The sequence below is a fragment of the Pantoea eucalypti genome, from assembly GCF_009646115.1.
GTDB classification, from domain to species: domain Bacteria; phylum Pseudomonadota; class Gammaproteobacteria; order Enterobacterales; family Enterobacteriaceae; genus Pantoea; species Pantoea eucalypti.
On the sequence record NZ_CP045720.1, the window covers coordinates 247,821 to 272,298 of the forward strand.

The following is a 24,478-nucleotide window of genomic DNA, read 5'->3' on the forward strand; positions in this document are numbered from 1 at the left end:
TTAATTGTACTGACCGATTGAGCGCACCATTGAGGTTTTGGCGGTCGCCAGATGGTTATGTAATGCACAGAGCGCATCAATATCCTGACGGCCAATCAGCGCGGTCAGTATCGCCATATGCTCCTCCAGCGCGACAATGTTACGCTGCTTAAGATCGCTTTCATCCCACTGATAATGCGAGTGAAAGATGACTGAGATGATCTCCAGCGACTGATTAAAAAACGGATTATTGGCGGCGGATAAAATCAGCGAATGCATCTGACGGTCCAGCGCAGCAAAGTGGCGATAGTTGCTGGCGATGGTGTCGCGCATGGATCGGTGACGATCCAGCAGATCCCGCGCCTGCATCCAGCGCTCATCGCTGGCGGGCAGATTCAGGAAGCGGCTCAGGGCGTGGGTTTCCAGCATCTCGCGCAGTTCAAACAGCTTCTCGGCATAATCCTGAGTGAATTTTTTCATGCGCCACTGACCGCGTCTCACCGGCTCCAGCAGGTCATAGCGCATAAAGCGCAGCAGAAATTCGCGCACCACAACCGGACTGACTTTCACCTGCTGCGCCAGTTGCAGCTCGCTGAAGGTGTCGCCGGGCACCAGCTGCCGCTGATTGATCATATTAAAAAACATCTGCTCAAAGTGACTGGCCTGCTGCTCAATCGGCGGCGTTAAGGCGCTAAAACTGTCCTCTTCGCGGGGATCACGCACGATAACGTAGGTTTGATCCACTTTATCCAGCACGCCGCACTGATGCAGATAGTGCAGGGTATGTCGCACCGTGGTCCGGCTGATATTGAACATCTCCGCCAGCGCCGCCTGCGGTGGCAGGGGCGAACGAATATGTCGCTGAGCGATACTCTCCAGCATCTGGTTGATGACGTTCTGGCGCAAATTCTGGCTGCGGCTCATCTGACTCTCCGGTTTTTAATGCATTAAAAACCATTCAAAGCCCAAAAAAATCGCCGTGCTTCACACTTCCCGTAAACGAACGCTGCGCATCAGGCAGGATTCGCCGTAACTGCCTGCAGGACAACCGGAGAATCACCATGACAACAATGAAAGCACTGGTCATCGCTGAACCACGTAAGATGGTCTGGGCCACCCGCGACACCCCCACGCCTGCCGCTGGCGAGGCGCTGATTAAAATTCTCACCGCCGGAATCTGCGGCACGGATATCCACGCCTGGTCCGGCAATCAGCCGTTCTTCAGCTATCCACGGGTGCTGGGCCATGAAATCTGTGCGGAAGTGGTGGCGCTGGGTAGTGGCGCCGAGGGCTTTCAGGCAGGCCAGCGGGTGGCGTTAATGCCCTACATCTCCTGTCTGCGCTGCGACGCCTGCCAGAGTGGCAAGACCAACTGCTGTGAACAGATCTCGGTGATAGGCGTGCATCAGGATGGCGGTTTCTGCGACTACTTAAGCGTGCCGGTCAGCACGTTGCTGGCGGTGGATGAGGTGGCCCCGGAAGCGGCCGCGCTGATTGAGCCCTTTGCCATCAGCGCCCATGCGGTGCGTCGTGCAGGCATTGTGGCGGATGAGCAGGTTCTGGTGGTGGGTGCCGGACCGATTGGGCTGGGTGTCGCCGCCATTGCCGCCGCCAGTGGCGCGCAGGTCGTGGTGGCGGACACCAGCGAATTCCGTCGCCAGCATGTCGCTGATCAGCTGGGTCTGGCGGCACTGAATCCGGCGGATGAGGCGTTTTACAGCGCGCTACGGGATCAGTTTGGTGGTCGTCTGGCGCTGAAAGTGATCGACGCCACCGGCAGCCCGGCGGCGATGAACAATGCGGTTAACCTGATGCGACACGGCGGCACAATCGTCTATGTCGGCCTGCACAAAGGCGATCTGGTTATCCCTGACAGTGAATTCCACAAAAAAGAGACCACGCTGATGGGCAGCCGCAATGCCACCCGCGAAGATTTTGATCGGGTAAGTGCACTGATGGCCAGCGGCCAGCTGCGTGCTGAAATGATGCTGAATCATCACCTGGCTTTCTCCACGCTGGATGAAACCTTTGAGTCGCAAGTCATCAATAATCGCGAACTGATCAAAGGCGTGATTCACTTCGACCGCTAACGCGGCGTTTCAGGGCGCGGTGAGGGTTTCAAAGAAGTGCGCCCGCACCGCGTCGGCATCCACGCCGAGCGCGATACGCTGGGCGGGCAGACCGGCAAAGGGATCATTGCGCGACGCCAGTGCGCCGAGCTTACGCACAGTCTGACCGCAGGCGATGCCCTCGGTGATGACCCGCAGCGGACTTTCAGTGAGGGTAAAGGCCTGCGGCAGTGTCAGCCACGCCACTGCCAGGGTATCGTGCAGCGCCATACCGGCAAAACCCTCCTTTGCCAGGCTGTAAGCCAGATAAGGACGACAGATAGCGCTCAGCACCGGCTGGTTCAGACGCTGAACCTCATCACTGCTGATTAACACCTTGTGCGTGACATCCAGCGGGATGACCACCACGTTCAGTGCCGAGGCGAGCACCTGATCGGCGGCATGCGGATCTTTCCAGATATTAAATTCGCTGAAGGGCGTCACGTTGCCGCTGTGGCCATCGGTGCCAAACGCGCCGCCCATGATCACCAGCTCTTTCACCAGCGGAATAATATCCGGCGCCTGATTAATGGCCGTGGCGATGTTGGTCAGCGGACCAATCGCCACCAAGGTGATCTGATGCGGCTGCGCCCGCACGCTGTCGATAATAAACTGCACCGCGCCTGGCGCCTCATCGCTGCAGGTGTTATCAAACGCATCGCCCAGTCCATCTTCACCGTGCAGCCGGGCGGGCGCAGAGGGCGCCAGCGCCAGCGGCCGTGAACAGCCGCGATAGACCTCCGCATTAATCGCCATTTTGTCGCAGAACAGCCGGGCATTTTTCACCGCCTGCCCCACCGCCACGTTGCCAGACACCGTGGTAATTCCCAGCAGATGCTGCGTCCGCGCCGCATAAGCCAGTGCAAAGGCATCATCCACGCCGATATCAGTATCAAAAATCAGGGTACGCATAGGCTCTCCGCAACAGGCTGTTAACTCTCAGCATTACCCCGCCAGCGGGCAGGGCGTCAAGCGATTCATCCGCCATGCGCACAGGCTTGCCAGCCTGAAACGGGCGTCGTATTATCACCGGCTCAAGGTGATGGCGTGCCACCTTTCCCAACCGCCGGTGGGCTTTACACCGGCTGATGACGCCTGACACTCAATCCTTTCGCGGGAGCTGAGGTGTCAGGCGCAGTTTATCTCTGCCTTTCCCCCCTCAGCCCGGCATTACTCTGTTATCAGGAGCAACACATGTTTAAACCGTTACTGGCTGTGATGATCGGCGGCTCTGCCGGCTGTGTACTGCGCTGGCTGTTCTCGATGCGTTTTAATGCGCTCTTTCCTAATCTGCCGCCCGGCACGCTGCTGGTGAATCTGATCGGCGGGCTGGTGATCGGCGGCGCAATGGCCTGGTTTGTGCGCCATCCCGACGTGGACCCGATCTGGAAACTGCTGATCGTCACCGGACTCTGTGGCGGCCTGACAACATTCTCCTCGTTTACTGCGGAATTAATGGGTCTGCTTCAGACCGGAAAATATATGTGGGCGATGGCCAGCGCGCTGGTGCATGTGATTGGCTCACTGCTGATGGCGTTTGCGGGTTTTGCGCTGGTCACGCTGCTGGGCTGATCTGGCTAATCGGCGCTTGTCTTAACGCTTAAGAGGTAGATACTGTTTCAGGTTTTACGCCCGCATGGCTATTGCGGGCGTAACGCTGAACGTCACCGATTATTCCGGACGATTAAGGAGCCGAGCCATGCGAACCAATCCTACCTTCCTTAACCTGGTGTTGTTAAACGGTGAACCCGACCAGAAACTGCAGGCGGCGCGCGACGCCGGTTTTGATCAGGTCGAGATCTGGCGCGAGGATGTTGACGCATACGAGGGCGGTGCGGCAGCACTGGCTGAGATCAGCGCACTGAAGGGACCTGGCTTTACTAATCTGCAGGTGCTGCGCGATTTTACCGGCGCACCGGGTGCGCTACGGTGCCAGAAGCGCGAAGAGCTGCGCCAGTTTATACAGATTGCCCGGACGCTGGGCTGCGACACGATTCAGGCACCGGCCAGCACCCGTGAAGATTGCTGCGCCGACCAGATTGATGATGACCTGCGCTGGATGGCCTCTGAAGCTGCACGCTACAACATGCGCATTATGTATGAGCCGATGGCCTGGTGCAGCGTGGACAATACGCTGCCGCTGGCGTGGCAGCGATTGCAGCGGCTCGATCAGCCCAATATCGGGCTGGTGGTGGATCTTTTCCATATCTGCGCACTGGGCGGTGACGCCTCGCAGCTGGACGGCATTCCTGCCGACCGTATTTATGAAGTGCAGCTGTGTGATATGGCCGCGGTTCCCGCGCAGGATAAGCAGAGCCTGATGGCGATGGCAAAACACCATCGTCAGTTGCCCGGCGATGGCATTATTGATGTTGAACGCTTCGTCGATAAGCTGAAAAGTGCGGGCTATCAGGGGCCGGTGGGCATCGAAGTCTTTAATGATACGCTGAAACGCCTGCCGCCCGACGTCGCAGCACGTCATGCCTGGCAGGCGTTAAACCGCTACTGGGGTTAATCCTGTAAACACTGGCCGATAAATCCGGCGGCGTGCATAGCACCCTGAGCGGAAATAGTGTGGCCGGTGGCGGGTTCAAAGCGCGCGTCGACCGGCACCAGTGCGGCCCGGAGTCGTGCTGCGGCAGATTCGCTCTCCTGCCACGGGATCACCTCATCGGCCTGACCGTGAATCAGCAGCGCGGGCACATGAGCCTGCGGGGTTAATTCACCGTCAACCGCCAGACGCCCGGAAAAGGCGACCACGCCAGCCAGCGGATAACGGCCTGACGCCAGGGCATCCAGTGCCATGATCGACCCCTGCGAGAAGCCGACCAGCACCACATCCTGCCAGCGTTCCGCGAAGCCGTGCTGCGCGATAATCTCGCTAAGGGTTGCATCAAATGCCGCCCGCGCTGCCCGAACACGGGCAGGCCTGTTCTCAGGTGTGATGTCCGCCAGGCTGAACCACTGCCAGCCAAAACCACCGGGAAAACGTTCAGGCGCATTGGGAGAGGCAAAAATCACATCCGGCAACAGCGTCGCCCAGTGACGGCCAATCGGTGCCAGATCGTCGCCGTTACTGCCCACGCCATGCAGAAAAATTACCAGTGCTTTTGCCATCATTGCTCCTTTAGCTTATGCCCTTACAAATTGTATTCACTCATATCCGGGCCAGCCGGAACAATCCCGTTCGGATTCAGCGCCTTGATCGAGTAATAACCCTGTTTGATGTGATCGATACTGACCGTCTCACGTACGCCGGAGACCGATAACATGCTCTTAAGATAGCGATTCAGCAGCGTATAGTCGCGTATCCGGCGCAGGTTGCATTTGAACAGGCCATGGTAGGCGGCGTCAAAGCGAATCAGCGTCACGAACAGGCGAATATCGGATTCAGTCAGCCGTTCTCCCAGCAGGAAGGTGCGACCATCGCTGAGCAGGGCTTCCAGTTCATCGAGCTGGCTAAAGACGTCATTAAATGCCTGCTGATAGCTGAGGGCGGTGGTGGCGAAGCCAGCACGATAAACACCGTTATTCAGGCGCGGATAGAGATTCTCATTCAGCGCGTCAATCTCCTGGCGCAGCGCGGCGGGATAGAGATCGATGCGGTTATCGGCCAGATCGCCAAAGCCGCTGTTGAACATGCGCACAATGTCAGCGGACTCATTATTGACGATGGTGCCGGTCTTCTTGTCCCACAGCACCGGCACGGTGGCGCGGCCGGTGTAATCGGGCGCGACACGGGTATAGATTTCATGCAGATATTGCGCGTTATTCAGCGGGTCCTGCTGTGCGCCGGGAAACGTGCCGAAGCGCCAGCCCTGAGCCCCGAGCTGCGGCTCAACCACCGTGACACTAATCATTGACTCCAGCCCTTTGAGTTTGCGGGCCATCAGCGCACGTGACGCCCACGGGCAGATCAGCGCCACATAGAGGTGGTAACGATCCGGTTCGGCGGCGAATTCAGTCGAGCCATCGCTACTGATAAAGTGCCGGAAACCGGATGTCTGGCGAACAAATCCGCCCTGTTTATCGGTAGCCTGCACCGGATGCCAGTCACTACTCCATTTGCCTTCTACTAACATCGCGCAACTCCTCTGTGGTGAGAGAAGTAGCTTAACTGATGACTAAACGACTGATAATCGGGTCTGTAAGACAATGATTTCTTCCAATATGGAAGAAATCACGCCAGTGGAGCGTGCGTGAAGTGCGTCACCAGGAAGTCGATGAGCAGGCGTGCCCGATGTGGCAGATGACGGGCCGGCGGATAAACCGCAAACAAGCCTAGCGGTGGCGTCTCAAAGTTTTCCAGCAGCCGGACAATCTCCCCACGTTGCAACGCCGGGGCCGCAATAAAACCGGGCAAACGCGCAATGCCCAGACCGGCGATGGTGGCCTGCAGACAGGCTTCAGTATTGGCGAAGCGCAAACGTCCACGCACCGGCACGGTCACAATTTCACTGCTGCCGTCCCCGCTGGTAAACGGCCAGTGCCAGGGATCGCGAAAATTGGTGTCGATAATGCACTGATGCTGTGCCATGTCACGCCAGTGCTGCGGCGTGCCGAACTGCTCCAGATAGACCGGTGATGCGGCGATACGCACATGTACTTCGCTCAGCTTGCGCGCCACCAGGCTGCTGTCGCTGAGCGTGCCGATGCGGATCGCCATATCAAAACCTTCATCGACGATGTTCACGGCCCGGTCTGAAAAGCTGACATCCAGCTCAATCAACGGATAGCGGCGGGCAAACGCCACCAGCACCTGAGACAATACCGCCGTGCCAAAGGAGCCGGGTGCGCTGATTTTCAGCCTGCCGGTGGGCGTCGTCGCACTTTCACGCACGCTGGCATCCAGCGCCTCAAAGGCATCGAGCAGATTCTTCACCCGCTCATAATAGCTGCGTCCGACATCGGTGGGCGACAGCGCGCGCGTGCTGCGCTTAAACAGCTGCACGCCGAGCTGCTGCTCCAGCTTTGAAACCAGTTTTGATGCCTGACTGCTGCTGGTGCCGAGACGCAACGCCGCGGCAGAAAAGCTGCCGGTTTCCAGCACCGTGACAAACATCCGGTCACAATCGAGTCGATCCATGGCGAAGTCCTGAGGAGGTAAAGTCGCAGTATAGGGGCTGTGGCCAGGCGATGCAGCCTTCACTTTGCGTGCCTTAACCCTTTCGCTGGCGCGGAAAACCTGCTTGACTGATTCTCTGCCCGACGTTCACTGGAGTATTTCATGTCGCTGATTCACCTGACGTCACTGGCGGAGATTCCGGCCGCCGAGTGGGATGCGCTGTTGCCTGATGACCAGCCATTTTTGCGCCACGCCTTTCTGCTGACGCTGGAAGAGAGTGGCAGCGTACGGTTTGAGGCGGGCTGGCAGCCTGACCATCTGCTGTGGCGGGAAGAGGGCGTGACCCGCGCCGCGCTGCCGGGCTACCGTAAACGACATTCACAGGGCGAATATGTCTTTGATCATGCCTGGGCGGATGCCAGCCAGCGCGCCGGCATCCGCTACTACCCGAAATGGCTGGGCGCGATACCCTTCAGCCCGGTCACCGGTGCACGCCTGCTGGGAGAAGCCTCTGCCGCGTCTCAGCTGGTTTCAGCCCTGCCTGAAAGCCTGTTGCAGCAGGGCCTAAGCGGCGCGCACATCAACTTTACCGATGCACAGGCTAACGCGCTGCTGGCCGATCAGCCCGACTGGCTCTTGCGGCTCGGTTGTCAGTATCACTGGCATAACCGTGGCTACCGTGATTTTCAGGATTTCCTGGACACGCTGATGTCGCGCAAGCGCAAACAGCTGCGTAAAGAGCGTGAACAGGTGGCGCAGAGCGGTTTTGTGTTTGACCGCTATCGCGGTGATGAGCTGCGCGAAGATCAGTGGGATTTTGTCTACACCTGTTACGCTAACACTTATGCGGTGCGCGGTCAGCGGCCCTATCTGACGCGCGACTTCTTCAGTCTGCTGGCGGAACGAATGCCGCAGAATATTGTGGTGGTGATCGCCCGCTTACAGCAGCAACCGGCGGCAATGGCTTTTTATCTGCGGGACAGCCACTCGCTCTATGGCCGCTACTGGGGCTGCCTGGCGGAGTTCGACCGGCTGCACTTCGAAACCTGTTTCTATCAGGGAATGGATTTAGCCCTGGATGAAGGGCTGACGCGATTTGATGCGGGTGCGCAGGGCGAGCACAAGCTGGTGCGCGGCTTTGAGCCGCAGATTACCCACTCCTGGCACTATCTGCTGCATCCCGGCCTGCGCGATGCCGTGGCCGATTTTCTGGTGCAGGAGCGGGAAGGCGTGCGCGGCTGGGCGGAAGAAGCACGCGACGCCTTACCCTATCGACGCGGCGATTAATCGATGCCGACAAAGCCACCGGTCTGATGCTGCCACAGACGGGCATACAGACCGTTCTGCGCCAGCAGCTCGTGATGGCTGCCCATCTCAGCAATACCGCCTTTATCCAGCACCACCAGTCGATCCATCTTCGCGATGGTCGACAGGCGGTGTGCAATCGCAATAACGGTTTTGCCCTGCATCAGTGACTCCAGGCTCTCCTGAATCGCCGCTTCCACTTCGGAGTCCAGCGCCGAGGTGGCCTCATCCATGATCAGCACCGGCGCATCTTTCAGTAGCACGCGGGCAATCGCCACACGCTGACGCTGACCACCCGACAGTTTCACGCCACGCTCCCCCACGTGTGCATCCAGCCCGGTGCGGCCCAGTGAATCGGAGAGTAGCGGAATAAACTCATCGGCGCGGGCGCGGTGAATCGCAAGCTGTAATTCCTCCTCGCTGGCGTCAGGGCGACCATAGAGCAGGTTTTCCCGAATCGAACGGTGCAGCAGCGAGGTGTCCTGCGTAATCATGCCAATCTGGCTACGGAGGCTCTCCTGCGTCACCGCGGCGATATCCTGATCGTCGATCACAATCCGCCCACCGTTCAGGTCATAAAGACGCAGCAGCAGGTTCACTAACGTCGATTTACCGGCCCCCGAAGGACCAATCAGACCAATCTTCTCGCCCGGCTTAATGTCGAGATTAAAGCCGTTAATCACCTGACGGCCACCGCCATAGTCAAAGCGCACATCCTCGAATCGGATGTTGCCGCGCGTCACCTTAAGCTGTTTAGCCTGCGGCGCATCCTGCACGCTCAGCGGCTGCGCAATGGTTTTCAGGCCATCCTGAACCGTACCGATATTTTCGAAAATGCCGTTGACCACCCACATGATCCAGCCAGACATATTGACCAGGCGGATGACCAGACCGGTCGACAGCGCAATAGCGCCGACGCTAATCAGCGACTGGCTCCACAACCACAGCGCCAGCGCGGATGTAGAGACAATCAGCAGGCCGTTCAGTGCTGACAGCGTCAGATCCATGCTGGTGACCATGCGACCAGCGTGCTGAGTTTTTTCCGTCTGCTCCTGCATCGCCTCACGCGCATACTTACGCTCCAGATCGCTGTGGGCGAACAGCTTGATGGTGGCAATATTGGTATAGCCATCAACAATGGTGCCCATCAGCTTCGAACGCGATTCTGAAGAGACCACCGAACGGGCTTTGACGCGGGGCACAAAGAAACGCAGCGAGGCGCTGTAAGCGACCATCCATATAATCAGTGGGATCATCAGCCGCCAGTCGGCATCCGCAAACAACACCAGCGACGTCACGGCGTAGATCAGCACGTGCCAGATAGCGTCCACCAGCTGCACCGCGGAATCACGCAGTGAACTGCCGGTCAGCATGATGCGCTGGGCGATACGACCTGCAAAATCGTTCTGGAAGAAGTTAAGGCTCTGGCGCAGCACATAGTTGTGATTCTGCCAGCGGATCAGGTTGGTCATGCCCGGGCTGATGCTCTGGTGAACCAGCATGTCGTGCAGGGCGATAAAAATCGGCCGCAGAATCAGCGCCACTGCTCCCATCCACAGGAGTATCGGCCAGTTATCCTGAAACAGGCTGGCGGGTGTGGAGTGGTTCACCATATCGATAATCCGGCTCAGATAGCTGAACAGCGACACTTCGATCAGCGCTGACGCCAGCCCCACCACCAGCAGTGCTGCGAAACTGGGCCAGACCTGGCGCAGGTAGTAGAGGTAAAACGACCAGACCGTTGAGGGCGGTGAATCGGTGGGTGCATCATGAAATATATTGATAAAACGCTCAAAACGACGATACAACATAGCGATACTCTTTCCGTCCGGTAAAGAGCTACAGCTTAGTGCATGAACCCCGTTCGGCTAAAAGGAGAAAATATGGAAATCATTATTCGGGCACGGGAACCGCAGGATGCCGCCGCCTATCAGCGCCTCTACAGTCATCCCGATGTCTATCCCTGGACACTGCAACTGCCGTTTCCCAGCGTTGCGACCTGGGAGAAAAAAATTGCCCGAATGGACGCCGAGGGGTTTATCGCCTTTGTGGCAGAAATTGATGGTGAGCTGGTGGGTGAGCTGACGCTGTTTGTCGATAACAAGCCGCGCACCCGCCACTGCATCAGTTTTGGACTGGGCGTGCATCCCGATTTCGGCGGTCGCGGGGTCGGTGAGCGGCTGATTCGCACCGCAATGGACTACTCCCGCAACTGGCTGGGCATTACCCGTATGGAGCTGGAGGTGTTTCACGACAACGAACGGGCGCTGCGGCTCTATGAGCGGCTGGGCTTTGAGCGTGAAGGGGTGATGCGGCAGGCGGCACTCCGCGACGGTCAGCTGCGCGACGTGGTGATGATGGCGAAGCTGCTGCACGAGAAGTGATAACCGGAGCGGCATCACGGCCGCTCCGTGTTGCATTACGGATTTTTATTGCTGTAGTGCTGCATATTCTGCTTCGTTACCAGCTCAAACGGGATCCACTGGTGAGAATCTACCTTCTGGCCTTTGATCATCTGCTGCGCCACTTCAACCGATTTTTTGCCCTGACCCACGGCATCCTGGAACACGGTTACGGCCAGTTTACCGCTGGCCAGCGCTTTCAGGCCATCCGGCGTGGCATCAATCCCGCCCACCAGAATGGTTTTCTTCGGCTTCGCCTGAGCAATGGCCATCGTGGCGCCAATTGCCATTTCGTCGTTGTTCGCGGCGACAATATCGATATCCTCACCGTTCGACAGCCAGTTGAGCATTAAATCCATCCCCTCATTGCGCGCATAGTTAGCGGTCTGCTTCAGCACCACTTTCATATTGGGATACTTCGCCACCACCTGCTCCACATCTTTGGTGCGCTGAAGCGCGCCCGCATCGCTGAGGTTGCCGATCATGATGGCGACGTTGCCACGGTAACCGGCCTGCTTTGCCAGCGCTTCCATCTGCAACGTGCCTGACTCGCGCTCGTCAGAGCCAACAAACACCACGCCTGGCGGCAGGGTTTTATCGCCCGGTGAGCGGTTAACATAGACCAGTGGAATATGGGCCTGCTGCGCCAGTTTTGTCAGGGCTGGCGTACTGGCAGAGTCCACCGGGTCGACAATAATCGCATCCACCCCGGCGCTGATAAAGCTCTGCACCTGATCGGTCTGACGCCCTACGTCGCCACGTGCATCTTCGAACTGCGCCTCCAGCTGGCGCACTTTAGCCTCTTTCTCAATCGACTGGCGGATGATAGTCAGGAAGTTCTGGTCGAAATAGGCCATCGAGACACCTATCTTCTCAGCCAGCGCCGGTGTTGAAAGAGAGAGCAGACAGAGTAATGCCCATGCATGTTTTTTCATTAGAGGCTCCCGAGGTTACCGGATGGGATGGAATGGAATTTTCATTTATTATAAAAATGGAAAAGCAGGATCATTTGCAGATTAGAAACTGCTATCAGGTTTGACAACCGGTCCTTTTCACTCTTGCTAGCGCCGCCACATTTTGTCGTGAAATCGCCTCCTCATAGCGGTCAGCGCGAGGGAAATCCCCGACCTGGTGCACACTCTGCAGTAGTGAGCCGCAGCTTTTCGCGCTTTTGTGCAGTGCCGCACGGGCAGTTGTGAGGATTGTCAGAAAACCGTTTAATCGGGCCAGACGATCCTGACATCTGCACAGTGACCCATCGTTAGCCTCCTATCTATATTTCCAGAAGCGGGAATTCTCAGCGTTATTCCTGAAAAAAACCTCGTGGTGCAACCTGCCGCTTTTTAAGGAATTCAGCTCATGCCTAAAGAACAAACGCCTCAACGGACGACCCATGTCCGCATCGGGATCCTCTGCCTGATCCTGTTTCTGTCGGTTGTGGCTTACGCCGACCGTTCGATCCTCTCGATCTCCGGGTCGGCAATCAAAGAGGAGTTCGGTCTGTCAGCGATCCAGCTGGGATTGATCCTCTCTGCTTTCAGCTGGGCCTATGTCATCGGTCAGATTCCTGGCGGACTGTTGCTTGACCGCTTCGGGGCCAAAAAAGTGTATGGCGTTACACTGGCGCTCTGGTCAGTTTCAACGCTGGCGATGGGATTTGTGGGCGAGTTCTCCAGCGGCATGACCGGCGCGCTGATGCTGATGTTTGGACTGCGCTTTATGCTGGGACTCATAGAGGCACCCAGCTTTCCCGCTAATGCGCGCGTGGTCATTATGTGGTTTCCGGGCGCAGAACGGGGACGGGCATCATCGCTGTTCAGCTCGGCGCAATATTTTGCTGTCGCTATCTTCTCGCCGCTTTCAGGCTGGCTGGTCTCGCGCTTTGGCTGGGAATGGCCATTCTTTGTGCTGGGCGGCATCGGTCTGGTGGCGGTCCTGGTCTGGGCGGCCTGGATGCGCGAGCCACGTAACCACCCCGGCGTATCGGAAAGTGAATTGCGCCACATTGTCGACGGTGGCGCGCTGGTGGATATCGATGCGGCGCAGACGCTGAAAGCACGACCACCGGTCAGCAAAGCGATGTTCAGAAAGCTGCTCACCAATCGCATGCTCTGGTGCGCCTATCTCGGTCAGTACTGCATCATTGCGCTCAGCTACTTCTTTATTACCTGGTTTCCAATCTATCTGGTGCAGGCGCGCGGCATGAACATCATGGAAGCGGGATTCGCCACTATTGCGCCAGCGCTGTTCGGTTTTCTGGGCGGCATCAGTGGCGGTTACCTGTCAGACAAGTTAATCGCCCGAGGCTGGAGCGTCTCCTGGGCGCGTAAAACGCCCTATATCGTCGGCATGCTGATGGCGTCCAGCCTGGTGCTGGCAGCGATCATTCCTGGTAACGGCGGCATCATCGCCATTATGTCCTTCGCCTTTTTTGGCAAAGGCATCGCGGCTGGCGCAGGCACCTGGACGGTGATCAGTGATACCGCACCCAAAGAGGCGGTGGGTCTGGCGGGGTCCATTTTTAACGGCATCGGCAATATTGCCGGTTTCACCACGCCGCTGCTGTTCGGCATCATCGTTGGGCTGACCGGTAGCTACAGCATTGGACTGGCGTTTGTGGCGGCACACTGCGTGGTCGCGGCGCTGCTGTTCCTGCTGGTGATGGGGCCGATTGAACGCGTCGGCGAAGAGACCGGACGCCCGGCATCATTTAACAATCAGGAGAAAGAAGATGGCATTAAAGCAATGTAAAGTGCTGAACAAAGGGAAATTTCTGCCACCGCAGCTGATTGAGAATATCGAAAAAACGTTTACTGTGTTTCGGTTGGGCTGGCGGGATCTAAAGAAAGGCCCTTAGTTGGGCCATTAACTGTTAAGGTAAAAGCAGTCCAAAGATAGCAAATAAGATATAGCATGAGGTAGCGGCAAACCAAAAAAAAGAATAAATCTTCATCCAGGGAGATATCTTCTGTTTATTATTTTCAAAGAAATCATAGCCAGAATCATTGATGGCAAGGTAGCTTATTTTCTGTCTGCGACTTAATTTTATGAAAAACCGTAAAACCGGAAAAACTCCGAAGAAGCCAGTCGTATAATAAAAGGAGCAGGGGCCGGGGAAATTATATTTCTCTCTGTAAGAAGAGACCAGGTTATAATAATCCTGTCGTTTGATTAAATATATTATAAGCGACAGAATCAGAAGGCCGCATCCCAGCCCACCAAAAAATAATGAAGTACCAGCCAGCAATTTATTAGTTATCATAATATTCTGCAACTTTATTAATTATAGTTTCGACGCCTGAACTACCTGCAATACCACCGGCGACCGACCCTACAACTGCACATGCAACACCACCAGCGCCCGCTGTTGCTATTCCAATAGCCGCACAGCCAGCTAACGCGGCAGAGCTGCCCCAAACACCACCCAACATCCCTCCACCTGTAGTGAGAGCAAACTTTGAGTAGTCTTTAACGGCAATCTTCCCACATTCATCCTCGCGCCCTTTGCTGCATGCATCAACCACATCATTAGTCGTGCCTGCAAAAGCGAATCCAATCCCGATGAGTCCGCCAGTCTTTAAATAACGCGCAGCTCTGGCTGCATTACCGACATAGTATGAATACCCTGGAATGCCACCTATTCCAACAGTAGACCATTCATGCACTATCGAGCGGCTGGAGAGATTTAATGCGCGCTTCATATTGTCATACTGCTGGAATTTTACAGTATACCGTGCAAGGGATTTTAACAGCGGCTTATTGACCAGCTCTTTAAGCTGCTGTAATAGCTGATTGCGTTCAACAAAGAACTGCTGGCCTATCAGAGAACCCTGCGTGCGGAACTGATTCTGGAAGCTGACTTCGATTTTTTTCAGAGTTTGTTCAATAGCATTAAAATATTTTTCACCCGCATCTCCTGGAGTGCTAAAAATCTTGTCTCCAGCACCTGTCAGTGCGGCAATCGTTCCATAATGTTTTTGCATAAAACTGGCGTCATCGTCGTTCACACCAATCAATGCCGCATTAGTTTTATTCTTAGCCTGACGGAGCGTTGTTAGCAACTGCATTGTAAGCTGAGGGGATGTATCGGAGTCAGCCACAATCAGGATTTGCCCTGGCTTAAGATACGGCGTATCTGCATTAAGTTTCATAAACAGGCTGGTAGCGGGTGAACGTGTATCTCTGAACAGTTCCCGCGCCTGATATTCAAGTGTTCCGGGACATTCCACTACACAATATCCGGGGGGCTAAGTTCTTCGCCATGCATCCATTCTCCGTCATTTAAAACAGGGTTATGATCCTATTATTAGTACCATTGGTAAGTAAAAAATATGCGTCATAAATATAAATAATTCTATTGAGTTACGCAAAAACTATTGTTTAGGGTTACGAGTGGTTTCGTTACACTGACTGAGAGTGTTCGAATCTTTACTCTTGCACTCAAGACGATCCATCAAGTCATAAATAATCCGTTTAACGATCTGGCTGTTAAGGGAAAATCCATAATCTTCCATGGATGATTATGGATTTGTTGTCCCGCTCAGTCTGGACCTGAACAACGATTTATCGTTCTGTCTGAAGAGTTCGCCTCTCCTCTGACCGCTCTCCCGACCCCAGACTTCGCACAAAACAGCCTGAAGAAAATCAGCCCGGCTGCCGATATCACCTTATCCCAACCGTTAATGTTAAGGAGTGATAGCGTGATTAAGCTGATTACCATTGATGAGTTGCGCCCGGGGATGTTTATCCACAAGCTGGAAGTCTGGTGGATAAAAGAGCAGCGCATTCATAATCAGATGCTGATCACCGATCCACGACAAATTGCCACGCTACGCAGCGAAGGGATCCGCCAGCTCTGGATCGACCTCGATCGATCGGTTCAGACGCCGATCGCCACCACGGTCGCAAAAAGAACCATTGGCCGCACTCCGTTTTTTCAGGAAATGGATCAGGCGCAGCAGATCTTTCAGCAGGGCAAACCGAAAGTGCGGGCGATGTTCAACGAAGCGCGGCTGGGTAACGGCCTGAAGCTCGATTATATGATGGACCTGGTGGATGAAATCGCCGGATCGATCACGCGTGAACCCTCCGCCATGCTGAGCGTGGCGCGGCTGAAAAATCATGATGACTACACCTATCTGCACTCTATGGCGGTCTGCGGGCTGATGATTGCGCTGGGTAAAAAACTCGGGCTGGATGAGCAGCAGCTGCGCCGGGTGGGCATGGGCGGTTTACTGCATGATGTCGGCAAAGCGGCTGTGCCACTGGCGATCCTGAACAAAGCGGGCAAGCTGACTGAAGAGGAGTTCAGGGTGATGCGTGAGCATCCGGTGGTCGGCACGCAGATGCTGATAGAGGCCAACGCTGACGACGATCTGCTCGATATCGCTCTTCATCATCATGAAAAATATGATGGCAGCGGCTATCCGCACCGCCTGAAAGGCGAGGCGATTTCGTTCTACGCCCGAATGGCGGCGGTGTGTGATGTCTATGATGCCGTCACCTCGACCCGCTCCTATCGCAACGGCTGGACGCCAGCAGAGGCGATGCATCAGATGCTGAGCTGGCGCGGGCATTTCGACCCTGCACTACTGCACACCTTCGTCAGAACCATTGGTATCTATCCGGTGGGATCGCTGGTGCGTCTGGCCTCTGGCCGGGTGGCGTTAGTGGTGAAAGCGGGTGAGAAATCGCTGATGCGTCCCTGTGTGCACGTTTTCTGGTCGCTGCACGCTCAGCGTGAAGTGAAACCGGAAGAGCTCGACCTCGGCGACAGCTTCTGCACCGACAGCATTGTCGGTGCAGAAGACAGCAAGCTGTGGGGTAACGTCGATCTTAATCGTATCTGGGCGCTGGAAGTCGCCTGATTTTTCGCCATTTTTACACTATTTTTACGCCCGCCCGCTGCATTTTAACCCCGTCTTTATACGCCTCCGCGCAAGCTAAGCCATAAATCCAATCCTCTGGAGGTTCCTGTGAGCGTGGGCGTAATAACCGGCATTGTGCTGGTGGTGTTGTTACTGGGCTATCTGATCTATGCCCTGTTAAATGCGGAGGCCTTCTGATGGCGGCCAATGCTTTTTTACTCATCGCATTTTATCTGGTGCTGCTGATGGTACTGGCGCAGCCGCTCGGACGGGGTCTGGCCTCGTTAGTGGCGGACAAGCCGGTGTTTACCCGCCTGGAAACGCCACTGTGGCGACTGCTGGGCGCGCAGGCGTCGGACATGCGCTGGCCGCACTACCTGCTGGCGATTCTGCTGTTCAACGCGCTGGGTTTCGTGGTGCTGCTGGCTATGCTGCTGCTGCAGGGCTCGCTGCCGCTGAATCCTCAGCAGCTGCCTGGCCTGAGCTGGCATCTGGCGCTGAACACTGCCGTGAGCTTCGTGACCAACACCAACTGGCAGGCTTACAGTGGCGAAAGCACCCTGAGCTATTTCAGTCAGATGGTGGGCCTGACGGTGCAGAACTTCCTCTCTGCCGCGACCGGTATCGCCGTGGCCTTTGCGCTGATCCGTGGCTTCGCCAATCGCAGCTCTGCGACCCTGGGTAACGCCTGGCGCGATCTGACCCGCATCACGCTCTACGTCTTACTGCCGATCAGCCTGCTGATGGCGCTGTTTTTTGTCAGTCAGGGCAGCATCCAGAACTTCTCGCCTTATCACAGCTTCTCCACGCTGGAAGGCGTGCAGCAGACGCTGTCGATGGGACCGGTGGCGTCGCAGGAAGCGATCAAAATGCTGGGCACCAACGGCGGTGGCTTCTTTAACGCCAACTCCTCCCATCCGTTTGAGAACCCGACGGTGCTGACGAATCTGGTGCAGATGCTGAGCATCTTCCTGATCCCGGCAGCGCTCTGCTTCGCATTTGGCGAAAGCGTGCGTGACCGTCGTCAGGGCCACATGCTGCTGTGGGCGATGACGCTGATGTTTGTGGCGGCGGTATCGGTCGTGATGTGGGCCGAGCTGCAGGGCAACCCGCACTTCCTCCAGCTGGGTGCCGACAGCGCCATCAACATGGAAGGTAAAGAGACACGCTTTGGCATCCTTAACAGCAGCCTGTTCGCGGTCATTACCACTTCTGCCTCCTGCGGTGCGGTGAATGCCATGCATGACTCCTTTACCGCGCTGGGCGGCATGGTGCCGATGTGGCTGATGCAGCTGGGCGAGGTGGTATTTGGCGGTGTTGGTGCCGGCCTCTACGGCATGCTGCTGTTTGTACTGCTGGCGGTCTTTATTGCCGGACTGATGATTGGCCGTACCCCGGAGTTCCTGGGTAAAAAAGTCGATGTGTGGGAAATGAAAATGACCGCACTGGCGATTCTGGTTACCCCGGCGCTGGTGCTGATTGGCACTGCACTGGCGATGATGACCGACGCCGGGCGCAGCGCGATGGCAAACCCGGGCATCCACGGCTTCAGTGAAGTGCTCTATGCGGTCTCTTCGGCTTCCAATAACAACGGCAGTGCCTTTGCCGGACTGAGTGCCAACACGCCGTTCTGGAACCTGTTACTGGCTGTCTGCATGCTGCTGGGTCGCTTCGGCATCATCATTCCGGTGATGGCAATCGCCGGTGCGATGGCGGTGAAAAAAGTGCAGCCGGTGGGTAACGGCACGCTGCCAACCCACGGTCCGCTGTTTATTGCACTGCTGATCGGCACGGTGCTGCTGGTGGGTGCACTGACCTTTATTCCTGCTCTGGCGCTGGGCCCGGTGGCTGAGCATCTGCAACTTGTTCAGGGACAATCCTCATGAGTCGTCAACAACAGGCGTTATTTGACGCAGCCCTGCTGCGTACCTCGGCCTGGGATGCGGTAAAAAAGCTCGATCCCCGGGTGCAGTTCCGTAACCCGGTGATGTTTGTGGTCTACCTCGGCAGCATCCTGACCACGCTGCTGGCGCTGGCCATGCTGACCGGACGCATCAGCGGCAGCGCCAGCTTTACCGGATCGATTGCGGTCTGGCTCTGGTTCACCGTGCTGTTCGCCAACCTGGCGGAGGCACTGGCAGAAGGGCGCAGTAAGGCCCAGGCAAGCAGCCTGAAAGGCGTCAAAAAGACCAGCTTTGCCAAAAAACTCTCAGCGGCGCGCTATGGTGCCGAGTGGCAGCAGGTCAGTGCCGATGCGCTGCGCAAAGGCGATGCGGTGCTGGTAGAAGCGGGCGATATCATTCCCTGTGACGGTGAAGTGATGGAGGGCGGTGCCTCAGTGGATGAGAGCGCCATTACCGGTGAATCTGCACCGGTTATTCGTGAGTCAGGGGGTGACTTTGCTTCCGTGACGGGCGGTACGCGTATTCTCTCTGACTGGCTGGTGATCACCTGTAGCGCCAACCCGGGCGAAACCTTCCTTGACCGGATGATCGCCATGGTGGAAGGCGCAAAACGCCGCAAAACGCCAAATGAGATCGCCCTGACCATCCTGCTGGTATCACTGACCATCGTGTTCCTGCTGGCGACCGTGACGCTCTGGCCGTTCTCGGCATGGGGCGGCACACCGGTCAGCGTCACGGTACTGGTGGCACTGCTGGTCTGTCTGATCCCGACCACTATCGGCGGCCTGCTGTCGGCGATTGGCGTGGCGGGGATGAGCCGGATGCTGGGTGCAAACGTCATCGCGACCAGCGGTCGTGCGGTGGAAGCCGCAGGGGATGTGGATGTGCTGATGCTGGACAAAACCGGCACCATCACGCTGGGTAACCGTCAGGCGACCCAGTTCCTGCCCGCGCCAGGCGTCAGCGAAGAGCAGCTGGCGGACGCCGCGCAGCTCGCCTCGCTGGCCGATGAGACGCCGGAAGGCCGCAGCATCGTGGTACTGGCGAAACAGCGATTTAACCTGCGTGAACGCGATCTCAGCAGCATGGACGCCAGCTTTATTCCGTTCTCAGCCCAGACCCGCATGAGTGGCGTGAATGTGCAGGACCGGCTGATCCGCAAAGGTGCGGTCGATGCGGTACGTCGCCATATCGAAGCGAACCATGGCCGTTTCCCTGCGGAAGTGAATGCGCAGGTGGAAGAGGTAGCACGCAGTGGCGGTACGCCGCTGGTGGTGTCAGAGGGCGCGAACGTGCTGGGCGTGGTGGCGCTGAAAGATATCGTGAAAGGCGGCATCAAAGAGCGTTTTGCCGAGCTGCGCAAAATGGGTATCAAAACGGTGATGATCACCGGTGATAACCCGCTGACCGCCGCAGCGATTGCCGCAGAAGCGGGCGTGGATGACTTCCTGTCAGAGGCCACACCAGAAGCCAAACTGGCGCTGATCCGCCAGTATCAGGCCGAAGGCCGTTTAGTGGCGATGACCGGCGACGGCACCAACGATGCACCAGCACTGGCGCAGGCGGATGTGGCGGTGGCGATGAACTCCGGGACCCAGGCGGCGAAAGAGGCGGGCAACATGGTCGACCTCGACTCTAACCCGACCAAGCTGCTGGAAGTGGTGCACATCGGTAAACAGATGCTGATGACGCGCGGTTCGCTGACCACCTTCAGTATTGCCAACGACGTGGCGAAATATTTCGCCATTATCCCGGCGGCGTTTGCGGCGACCTATCCGCAGCTCAACATGCTTAACGTGATGCAGCTGCACTCGCCCGCCAGCGCAATCCTGTCGGCGGTGATCTTTAACGCCCTGGTGATTGTCTTCCTGATCCCGCTGGCCCTGAAAGGCGTCAGCTACCGCCCACTGAGCGCCGCTGCGCTGCTGCGCCGCAACCTGCTGATTTATGGTCTGGGTGGCCTGCTGGTGCCGTTTGTCGGCATCAAAGCGATCGATCTGCTGTTAGTGTTTTCAGGCATGGCCTGAGGAGAGAAAAATGAGTCAGTTACGTCCGGCAATTTTACTGTTGTTGCTGCTTACGCTTGTCACCGGCGTGGTTTATCCTTTGCTTACTACTGGTCTGGCGCAATGGCTGTTTCCGTCCCAGTCCAGCGGCTCGCTACTGGAGGAAGATGGCGTGGCGCGCGGGTCAGCACTGATTGGCCAGAATTTTACCCAGCCCAACTATTTCTGGGGCCGCCCTTCAGCCACAGGCGATAAACCCTATAACCCGCTCTCCTCAGGCGGCAGCAACCTGGCCGCCAGCAATCCGGCGCTGGATAAAGCGGTAGCCGATCGCGTCGCTGCGCTGCGGGCCGCGAACCCGCAGGCACCGGCTGCCGTGCCGGTCGAGCTGGTCACTGCCTCAGCCAGCGGGCTGGACCCGGATATTTCGCCGGAGGCCGCGCGCTGGCAGGCGCCGCGTGTCGCCGCCAGCCGCAAAGTGCCGGTGGCGCAGGTCGAGGCGCTGATTGAAAAGATGACGCATCGTCAACTGATGCCATTCCTCGGCACACCGACGATCAACGTGTTGCAGCTGAATATGGCGCTCAACGAACTGTAATGGTGTTAAGGAAGCGATGAACCACGAACCCCAGCGTCCCGATCCCGACGCGCTGCTGCAGGCTAATCGCGAAACGCATCGCGGACAGCTGAAAATTTACTTTGGTGCCTGTGCTGGCGTGGGCAAAACCTACGCCATGCTGCAGGAGGCACAGCGGCTGCGTGCGCAGGGTCTGGATGTGCTGATCGGCGTGGTAGAGACCCACGAACGGCCGGAAACCGCACAGCTGCTGACAGGATTAACCCTGCTGCCGCGTCGCGCCACCGGCCGTTCGCGTCATGCAGAGTTTGATCTCGATGCCGCGCTGGCCCGCCATCCTGCCGTCATCCTGATGGATGAGCTGGCGCACACCAACGTTAAGGGCTCGCGCCATCCCAAGCGCTGGCAGGATATTGAGGAGCTGCTGGAAGCGGGCATCGACGTCCTGACCACCGTCAACGTGCAGCATCTTGAGAGCCTCAACGATGTGGTCGGCGGCGTCACCGGCATTCAGGTGCGCGAAACCGTGCCCGATCCCTTTTTTGACAGTGCCGACGAAGTGGTGCTGGTCGATCTGCCGCCTGACGATCTGCGCCAGCGATTGAAAGAGGGCAAAGTTTATATTGGCGATCGTGCTGAGCGCGCCATCGAAAACTTTTTCCGTAAAGGTAATCTCTTCGCCCTGCGTGAGCTGGCGCTGCGCCGCACCGCCGATCGGGTAGACGATCAGATGCGCGCCTGGCGCGATCAGCAGGGACGGGAGCGCGTCTGGCACACCCGCGACGCTATTCTGCTCTGTATTGGCGACGACAGCGGCAGTGAAAAGCTGGTGCGCACCGCAGCCCGCCTGGCGGCGCGACTGGGCAGCGAATGGCACGCGGTCTATGTTGAAACGCCCCGGCTCAACCGGCTGCCGGAAGCACGGCGACGGGCCATCCTGCGCACATTACAGCTGGCACAGGAGCTGGGCGCGGAAACCGCCACCCTTTCTGAACCGGATGAAGCGGAAGCGGTGCTGGGTTATGCCCGCGAACACAATCTGGGCAAAATCGTCACGGGCCGTCGCCCACTCCGGCGCTGGCGGCGTGACAGTTTTGCTGAACGACTGGGCCAGCTTGGCCCGGATCTCGATTTGCTGGTCGTGGCGCTGGATGAGCCACTGAAAGATGCGCCGCATCCGCTGCCGGATGGTCGTGTTAACAGCGAAAAATGGCGCATTCAGCTGCGCGGCGTGATGATGGCGCTGGTGCTCTGCATCCTGGTGACCGCAGCCGGGCAATCGGTGCTGATCAATTTCGATCCCGCCAACTGCGTGATGATCTACCTGCTGGCGGTGGTGATCGTGGCACTACGCTATGGCCGCTGGCCGTCGGTGATCGCCACGGTGATAAATATCTTCGCCTTCGACCTCTTCTTTGTGGCCCCCACCGGCACGGTGGCGGTCTCCGACCTGCAATACCTGGTGACCTTTGGCGTGATGCTGGCGGTCGGCGTGATTGTCGGGAATCTTACGGCAGGCGTGCGCTATCAGGCGCGGGTGGCGCGCTACCGCGAGCAGCGGGCGCGTCAGCTCTATGAGATGGCGAAATCGCTGGGCAGTGCGTTGACACCGCAGGATATCGCCGCCACCAGCCAGCGTGTGCTCGACGCCACGCTACAGGCGCGCTGCCTGCTGCTGCTGCCCGATGAGCAGGGCGAGCTGAAAGCGGTGGGCGATGCGTTACCGGCCAGCGAGCCGGATCGCGCGATTGCTAAATGGAGTTACAGCAAAGGCCAGCCTGCAGGCGCGGGCACCGATACCTTACCGGCAGTGCCTTATCAGATCCTGCCGCTGAAAAGCGGCGCGCAGTGCCGGGGATTACTGGTGGTGGAGCCGCAGAACCTGCGTCAGCTGATGATTCCTGAGCAGCAGCGGCTGGTGGAAACCTTTACGGTGCTGATCGCCAATGCCCTGGAGCGGATGGCGCTGTCTCACAGCGAGGCAGCGTCCCGTCTCTCAGCGGAGCGTGAACAGCTGCGCAATGCGTTGCTGTCGGCGCTGTCACACGACCTGCGCACCCCGCTGACCGTACTGTTTGGTCAGGCAGAAATGCTGATGCTTGACCTGGCCAGTGACAACTCAAAATATGTGCCGCAGGCCAGCCAGATTCGCGAGCAGACGCTCAGCACCATCCGGCTGGTGAGCAACATGCTGGATATGGCGCGCATTCAGTCGGGCGGCCTCAATCTGCGGGAAGAGTGGCTGGCGCTGGAAGAGGTGATTGGTGGGGCATTGAGCAGCATGGCACCCTCGCTCAAGGGGCATGAGGTCCAGCTCGACCTGCCGGATGACATCGTGCTGATCAAAGGGGACAGCACGCTGCTGGAGCGGGTTTTCACTAACCTGATAGAGAACAGCCTGAAGTATGCCGGTAATAGCGCGCCACGCGGCATCCGCGCCTGGCGTGCAGCATCACGACTGGAAATTGCGGTCTGGGATGGCGGACCCGGCATTGCCGAAGAGGATTTAACCCGGATATTCGATAAGTTCTGGCGCGGCAATAAAGAGTCGGCGGTGCCGGGCGTCGGGCTGGGTCTGGCGATCTGTAAAACCATTATCGAAAGCCATGGCGGCCAGATCTGGGCCGAAAACCGGCCCGAAGGTGGCGCGGCATTTCGTCTCTCGCTGCCGCTGCCGCCCGCCCCTGAAATTTCTGACGAAGGGCTGAAATAACTTCACAGTGGATCAGTTATACTGCCGGTCCTGTTTGATTATTCGTGGGATTGTATGGAACGTTTTACCGAAAACCTGATGTATGCATCGCGCTGGTTGCTGGCTCCGGTTTACATTGGACTTTCGCTGGGATTACTGGCGCTGACCATTAAATTTTTCCAGGAAATTTTCCACCTGCTGCCCAACATTTTCAGCATTGCGGAAAACGATCTGATTCTTCTGCTGCTCTCACTGGTGGATATGACGCTGGTTGGCGGCCTGCTGGTGATGGTAATGCTGTCGGGTTATGAGAACTTCATCTCTAAACTCGACATCGACGAAGACAAAGAGAAGCTGAGCTGGCTGGGCAAGATGGACTCCGGCTCGCTGAAAAACAAAGTCGCTGCCTCCATCGTTGCCATCTCGTCGATTCACCTGCTGCGGGTGTTCATGGAAGCGCGTAATGTCGAAAACGACAAACTCATGTGGTACGTGATTATCCACCTGACCTTTGTGCTCTCTGCCTTTGTGATGGGCTGGCTGGACAAAATGTCGCGCTACGATAAAAAGTAA

Annotated in this window: 21 protein-coding genes and 1 riboswitch; of the genes, 13 read left to right on the forward strand and 8 right to left on the reverse strand. The window is 57.3% G+C overall.

Annotated elements, in window-relative coordinates; genetic code table 11:
- Window positions 1-903, reverse strand: a complete 903-nt coding sequence (locus EE896_RS01155) for a GntR family transcriptional regulator (protein ID WP_140916322.1) — start codon at window positions 901-903, stop codon at window positions 1-3.
- Window positions 904-1,040: 137 nt separating this feature from the next.
- Between EE896_RS01155 and EE896_RS01160 the strand changes: the two genes are divergently transcribed.
- A complete protein-coding gene (locus EE896_RS01160; RefSeq protein WP_110410928.1) occupies window positions 1,041-2,069 on the forward strand; it encodes a zinc-binding alcohol dehydrogenase family protein in 1,029 nt (342 codons plus the stop codon).
- A gap of 9 nt (window positions 2,070-2,078) precedes the next feature.
- Here EE896_RS01160 and EE896_RS01165 read toward each other — a convergent pair whose 3' ends face one another.
- Window positions 2,079-2,999, reverse strand: coding sequence for a nucleoside hydrolase (locus tag EE896_RS01165; protein ID WP_140916324.1), 921 nt, complete (start codon window positions 2,997-2,999; stop codon window positions 2,079-2,081).
- Between the two features lie 117 nt (window positions 3,000-3,116).
- Window positions 3,117-3,192: riboswitch (Fluoride riboswitch) on the forward strand.
- Between the two features lie 89 nt (window positions 3,193-3,281).
- Between EE896_RS01165 and crcB the strand changes: the two genes are divergently transcribed.
- Together crcB and EE896_RS01175 are read left to right on the forward strand one after the other, a co-directional pair.
- Window positions 3,282-3,659 carry a fluoride efflux transporter CrcB gene (crcB, locus tag EE896_RS01170; protein ID WP_003852055.1) on the forward strand — a complete coding sequence of 126 codons (378 nt, stop codon included), beginning with the start codon at window positions 3,282-3,284 and terminating at the stop codon, window positions 3,657-3,659.
- Window positions 3,660-3,786: 127 nt separating this feature from the next.
- Complete coding sequence (locus EE896_RS01175; protein WP_039661130.1) at window positions 3,787-4,602, forward strand: sugar phosphate isomerase/epimerase family protein; 816 nt, start codon at window positions 3,787-3,789, stop codon at window positions 4,600-4,602.
- Here EE896_RS01175 and EE896_RS01180 read toward each other — a convergent pair.
- From EE896_RS01180 to EE896_RS01190, 3 genes are all read right to left on the reverse strand, one after another.
- On the reverse strand, window positions 4,599-5,204 hold the full coding sequence (locus EE896_RS01180) for an alpha/beta hydrolase (protein WP_078805098.1): 606 nt from the start codon (window positions 5,202-5,204) through the stop codon (window positions 4,599-4,601). The two genes, EE896_RS01175 and EE896_RS01180, sit on opposite strands and share 4 nt — an antisense overlap.
- A 23-nt stretch (window positions 5,205-5,227) precedes the next feature.
- On the reverse strand, window positions 5,228-6,169 hold the full coding sequence (locus tag EE896_RS01185) for a glutathione S-transferase family protein (protein ID WP_140916325.1): 942 nt from the start codon (window positions 6,167-6,169) through the stop codon (window positions 5,228-5,230).
- Window positions 6,170-6,267: 98 nt separating this feature from the next.
- Window positions 6,268-7,173: a LysR family transcriptional regulator gene (locus EE896_RS01190; protein ID WP_140916327.1), complete on the reverse strand. Its 906-nt coding sequence runs from the start codon at window positions 7,171-7,173 to the stop codon at window positions 6,268-6,270.
- A 141-nt stretch (window positions 7,174-7,314) separates the two neighbouring features.
- Between EE896_RS01190 and EE896_RS01195 the strand changes: the two genes are divergently transcribed.
- Window positions 7,315-8,439, forward strand: coding sequence for a GNAT family N-acetyltransferase (locus EE896_RS01195; protein ID WP_078805100.1), 1,125 nt, complete (start codon window positions 7,315-7,317; stop codon window positions 8,437-8,439).
- Here the strand turns inward: EE896_RS01195 and EE896_RS01200 are convergent.
- Entirely contained in the window at window positions 8,436-10,268 is a 1,833-nt protein-coding gene (locus EE896_RS01200; protein WP_008926335.1) for an ABC transporter ATP-binding protein, read from the reverse strand. The two genes, EE896_RS01195 and EE896_RS01200, sit on opposite strands and share 4 nt — an antisense overlap.
- Before the next feature lie 72 nt (window positions 10,269-10,340).
- Between EE896_RS01200 and EE896_RS01205 the strand changes: the two genes are divergently transcribed.
- Entirely contained in the window at window positions 10,341-10,841 is a 501-nt protein-coding gene (locus EE896_RS01205; protein WP_078805101.1) for a GNAT family N-acetyltransferase, read from the forward strand.
- A gap of 35 nt (window positions 10,842-10,876) precedes the next feature.
- Here the strand turns inward: EE896_RS01205 and EE896_RS01210 are convergent, their stop codons facing one another.
- A complete protein-coding gene (locus EE896_RS01210; protein ID WP_140916329.1) occupies window positions 10,877-11,794 on the reverse strand; it encodes a sugar ABC transporter substrate-binding protein in 918 nt (305 codons plus the stop codon).
- Between the two features lie 424 nt (window positions 11,795-12,218).
- Between EE896_RS01210 and EE896_RS01215 the strand changes: the two genes are divergently transcribed.
- A complete protein-coding gene (locus tag EE896_RS01215; RefSeq protein WP_003852073.1) occupies window positions 12,219-13,610 on the forward strand; it encodes an MFS transporter in 1,392 nt (463 codons plus the stop codon).
- A 500-nt stretch (window positions 13,611-14,110) separates the two neighbouring features.
- On the opposite strand, the gene EE896_RS01220 is transcribed toward EE896_RS01215, so the two are convergent.
- Window positions 14,111-15,088, reverse strand: coding sequence for a hypothetical protein (locus EE896_RS01220; protein WP_140916333.1), 978 nt, complete (start codon window positions 15,086-15,088; stop codon window positions 14,111-14,113).
- Between the two features lie 471 nt (window positions 15,089-15,559).
- On the opposite strand from EE896_RS01220, the gene EE896_RS01225 reads away from it, so the two are divergent.
- The 7 genes from EE896_RS01225 to EE896_RS01255 all read left to right on the forward strand — a co-directional run bounded on the left by EE896_RS01225 (window position 15,560) and on the right by EE896_RS01255 (window position 24,478).
- Window positions 15,560-16,726: an HD-GYP domain-containing protein gene (locus EE896_RS01225; RefSeq protein WP_008926329.1), complete on the forward strand. Its 1,167-nt coding sequence runs from the start codon at window positions 15,560-15,562 to the stop codon at window positions 16,724-16,726.
- 108 nt (window positions 16,727-16,834) lie between these two features.
- Window positions 16,835-16,924, forward strand: a complete 90-nt coding sequence (gene kdpF, locus EE896_RS01230; RefSeq protein ID WP_010253443.1) for a K(+)-transporting ATPase subunit F — start codon at window positions 16,835-16,837, stop codon at window positions 16,922-16,924.
- Window positions 16,924-18,612, forward strand: coding sequence for a potassium-transporting ATPase subunit KdpA (gene kdpA / locus EE896_RS01235; RefSeq protein WP_140916335.1), 1,689 nt, complete (start codon window positions 16,924-16,926; stop codon window positions 18,610-18,612). Before kdpF ends, kdpA begins: the two co-directional genes overlap by 1 nt.
- Window positions 18,609-20,657, forward strand: a complete 2,049-nt coding sequence (kdpB, locus tag EE896_RS01240) for a potassium-transporting ATPase subunit KdpB (protein ID WP_140916336.1) — start codon at window positions 18,609-18,611, stop codon at window positions 20,655-20,657. Before kdpA ends, kdpB begins: the two co-directional genes overlap by 4 nt.
- 10 nt (window positions 20,658-20,667) lie before the next feature.
- A complete protein-coding gene (gene kdpC, locus EE896_RS01245) occupies window positions 20,668-21,234 on the forward strand; it encodes a potassium-transporting ATPase subunit KdpC (RefSeq protein WP_140916338.1) in 567 nt (188 codons plus the stop codon).
- 16 nt (window positions 21,235-21,250) lie between these two features.
- On the forward strand, window positions 21,251-23,926 hold the full coding sequence (kdpD, locus tag EE896_RS01250; RefSeq protein WP_140916340.1) for a two-component system sensor histidine kinase KdpD: 2,676 nt from the start codon (window positions 21,251-21,253) through the stop codon (window positions 23,924-23,926).
- Between the two features lie 54 nt (window positions 23,927-23,980).
- A complete protein-coding gene (locus EE896_RS01255; protein WP_003852093.1) occupies window positions 23,981-24,478 on the forward strand; it encodes a TIGR00645 family protein in 498 nt (165 codons plus the stop codon).

Bases quoted from the DNA above. Each gene is read 5' to 3' on its own strand.
- EE896_RS01155 (WP_140916322.1), bottom strand. From the start codon at position 903: ATGAGCCGCAGCCAGAATTTGCGCCAGAACGTCATCAACCAGATGCTG.
- EE896_RS01160 (WP_110410928.1), top strand. From the start codon at position 1,041: ATGACAACAATGAAAGCACTGGTCATCGCTGAACCACGTAAGATGGTC.
- EE896_RS01165 (WP_140916324.1), bottom strand. From the start codon at position 2,999: ATGCGTACCCTGATTTTTGATACTGATATCGGCGTGGATGATGCCTTT.
- crcB (WP_003852055.1), top strand. From the start codon at position 3,282: ATGTTTAAACCGTTACTGGCTGTGATGATCGGCGGCTCTGCCGGCTGT.
- EE896_RS01175 (WP_039661130.1), top strand. From the start codon at position 3,787: ATGCGAACCAATCCTACCTTCCTTAACCTGGTGTTGTTAAACGGTGAA.
- EE896_RS01180 (WP_078805098.1), bottom strand. From the start codon at position 5,204: ATGGCAAAAGCACTGGTAATTTTTCTGCATGGCGTGGGCAGTAACGGC.
- EE896_RS01185 (WP_140916325.1), bottom strand. From the start codon at position 6,169: ATGTTAGTAGAAGGCAAATGGAGTAGTGACTGGCATCCGGTGCAGGCT.
- EE896_RS01190 (WP_140916327.1), bottom strand. From the start codon at position 7,173: ATGGATCGACTCGATTGTGACCGGATGTTTGTCACGGTGCTGGAAACC.
- EE896_RS01195 (WP_078805100.1), top strand. From the start codon at position 7,315: ATGTCGCTGATTCACCTGACGTCACTGGCGGAGATTCCGGCCGCCGAG.
- EE896_RS01200 (WP_008926335.1), bottom strand. From the start codon at position 10,268: ATGTTGTATCGTCGTTTTGAGCGTTTTATCAATATATTTCATGATGCA.
- EE896_RS01205 (WP_078805101.1), top strand. From the start codon at position 10,341: ATGGAAATCATTATTCGGGCACGGGAACCGCAGGATGCCGCCGCCTAT.
- EE896_RS01210 (WP_140916329.1), bottom strand. From the start codon at position 11,794: ATGAAAAAACATGCATGGGCATTACTCTGTCTGCTCTCTCTTTCAACA.
- EE896_RS01215 (WP_003852073.1), top strand. From the start codon at position 12,219: ATGCCTAAAGAACAAACGCCTCAACGGACGACCCATGTCCGCATCGGG.
- kdpA (WP_140916335.1), top strand. From the start codon at position 16,924: ATGGCGGCCAATGCTTTTTTACTCATCGCATTTTATCTGGTGCTGCTG.
- kdpB (WP_140916336.1), top strand. From the start codon at position 18,609: ATGAGTCGTCAACAACAGGCGTTATTTGACGCAGCCCTGCTGCGTACC.
- kdpC (WP_140916338.1), top strand. From the start codon at position 20,668: ATGAGTCAGTTACGTCCGGCAATTTTACTGTTGTTGCTGCTTACGCTT.
- kdpD (WP_140916340.1), top strand. From the start codon at position 21,251: ATGAACCACGAACCCCAGCGTCCCGATCCCGACGCGCTGCTGCAGGCT.
- EE896_RS01255 (WP_003852093.1), top strand. From the start codon at position 23,981: ATGGAACGTTTTACCGAAAACCTGATGTATGCATCGCGCTGGTTGCTG.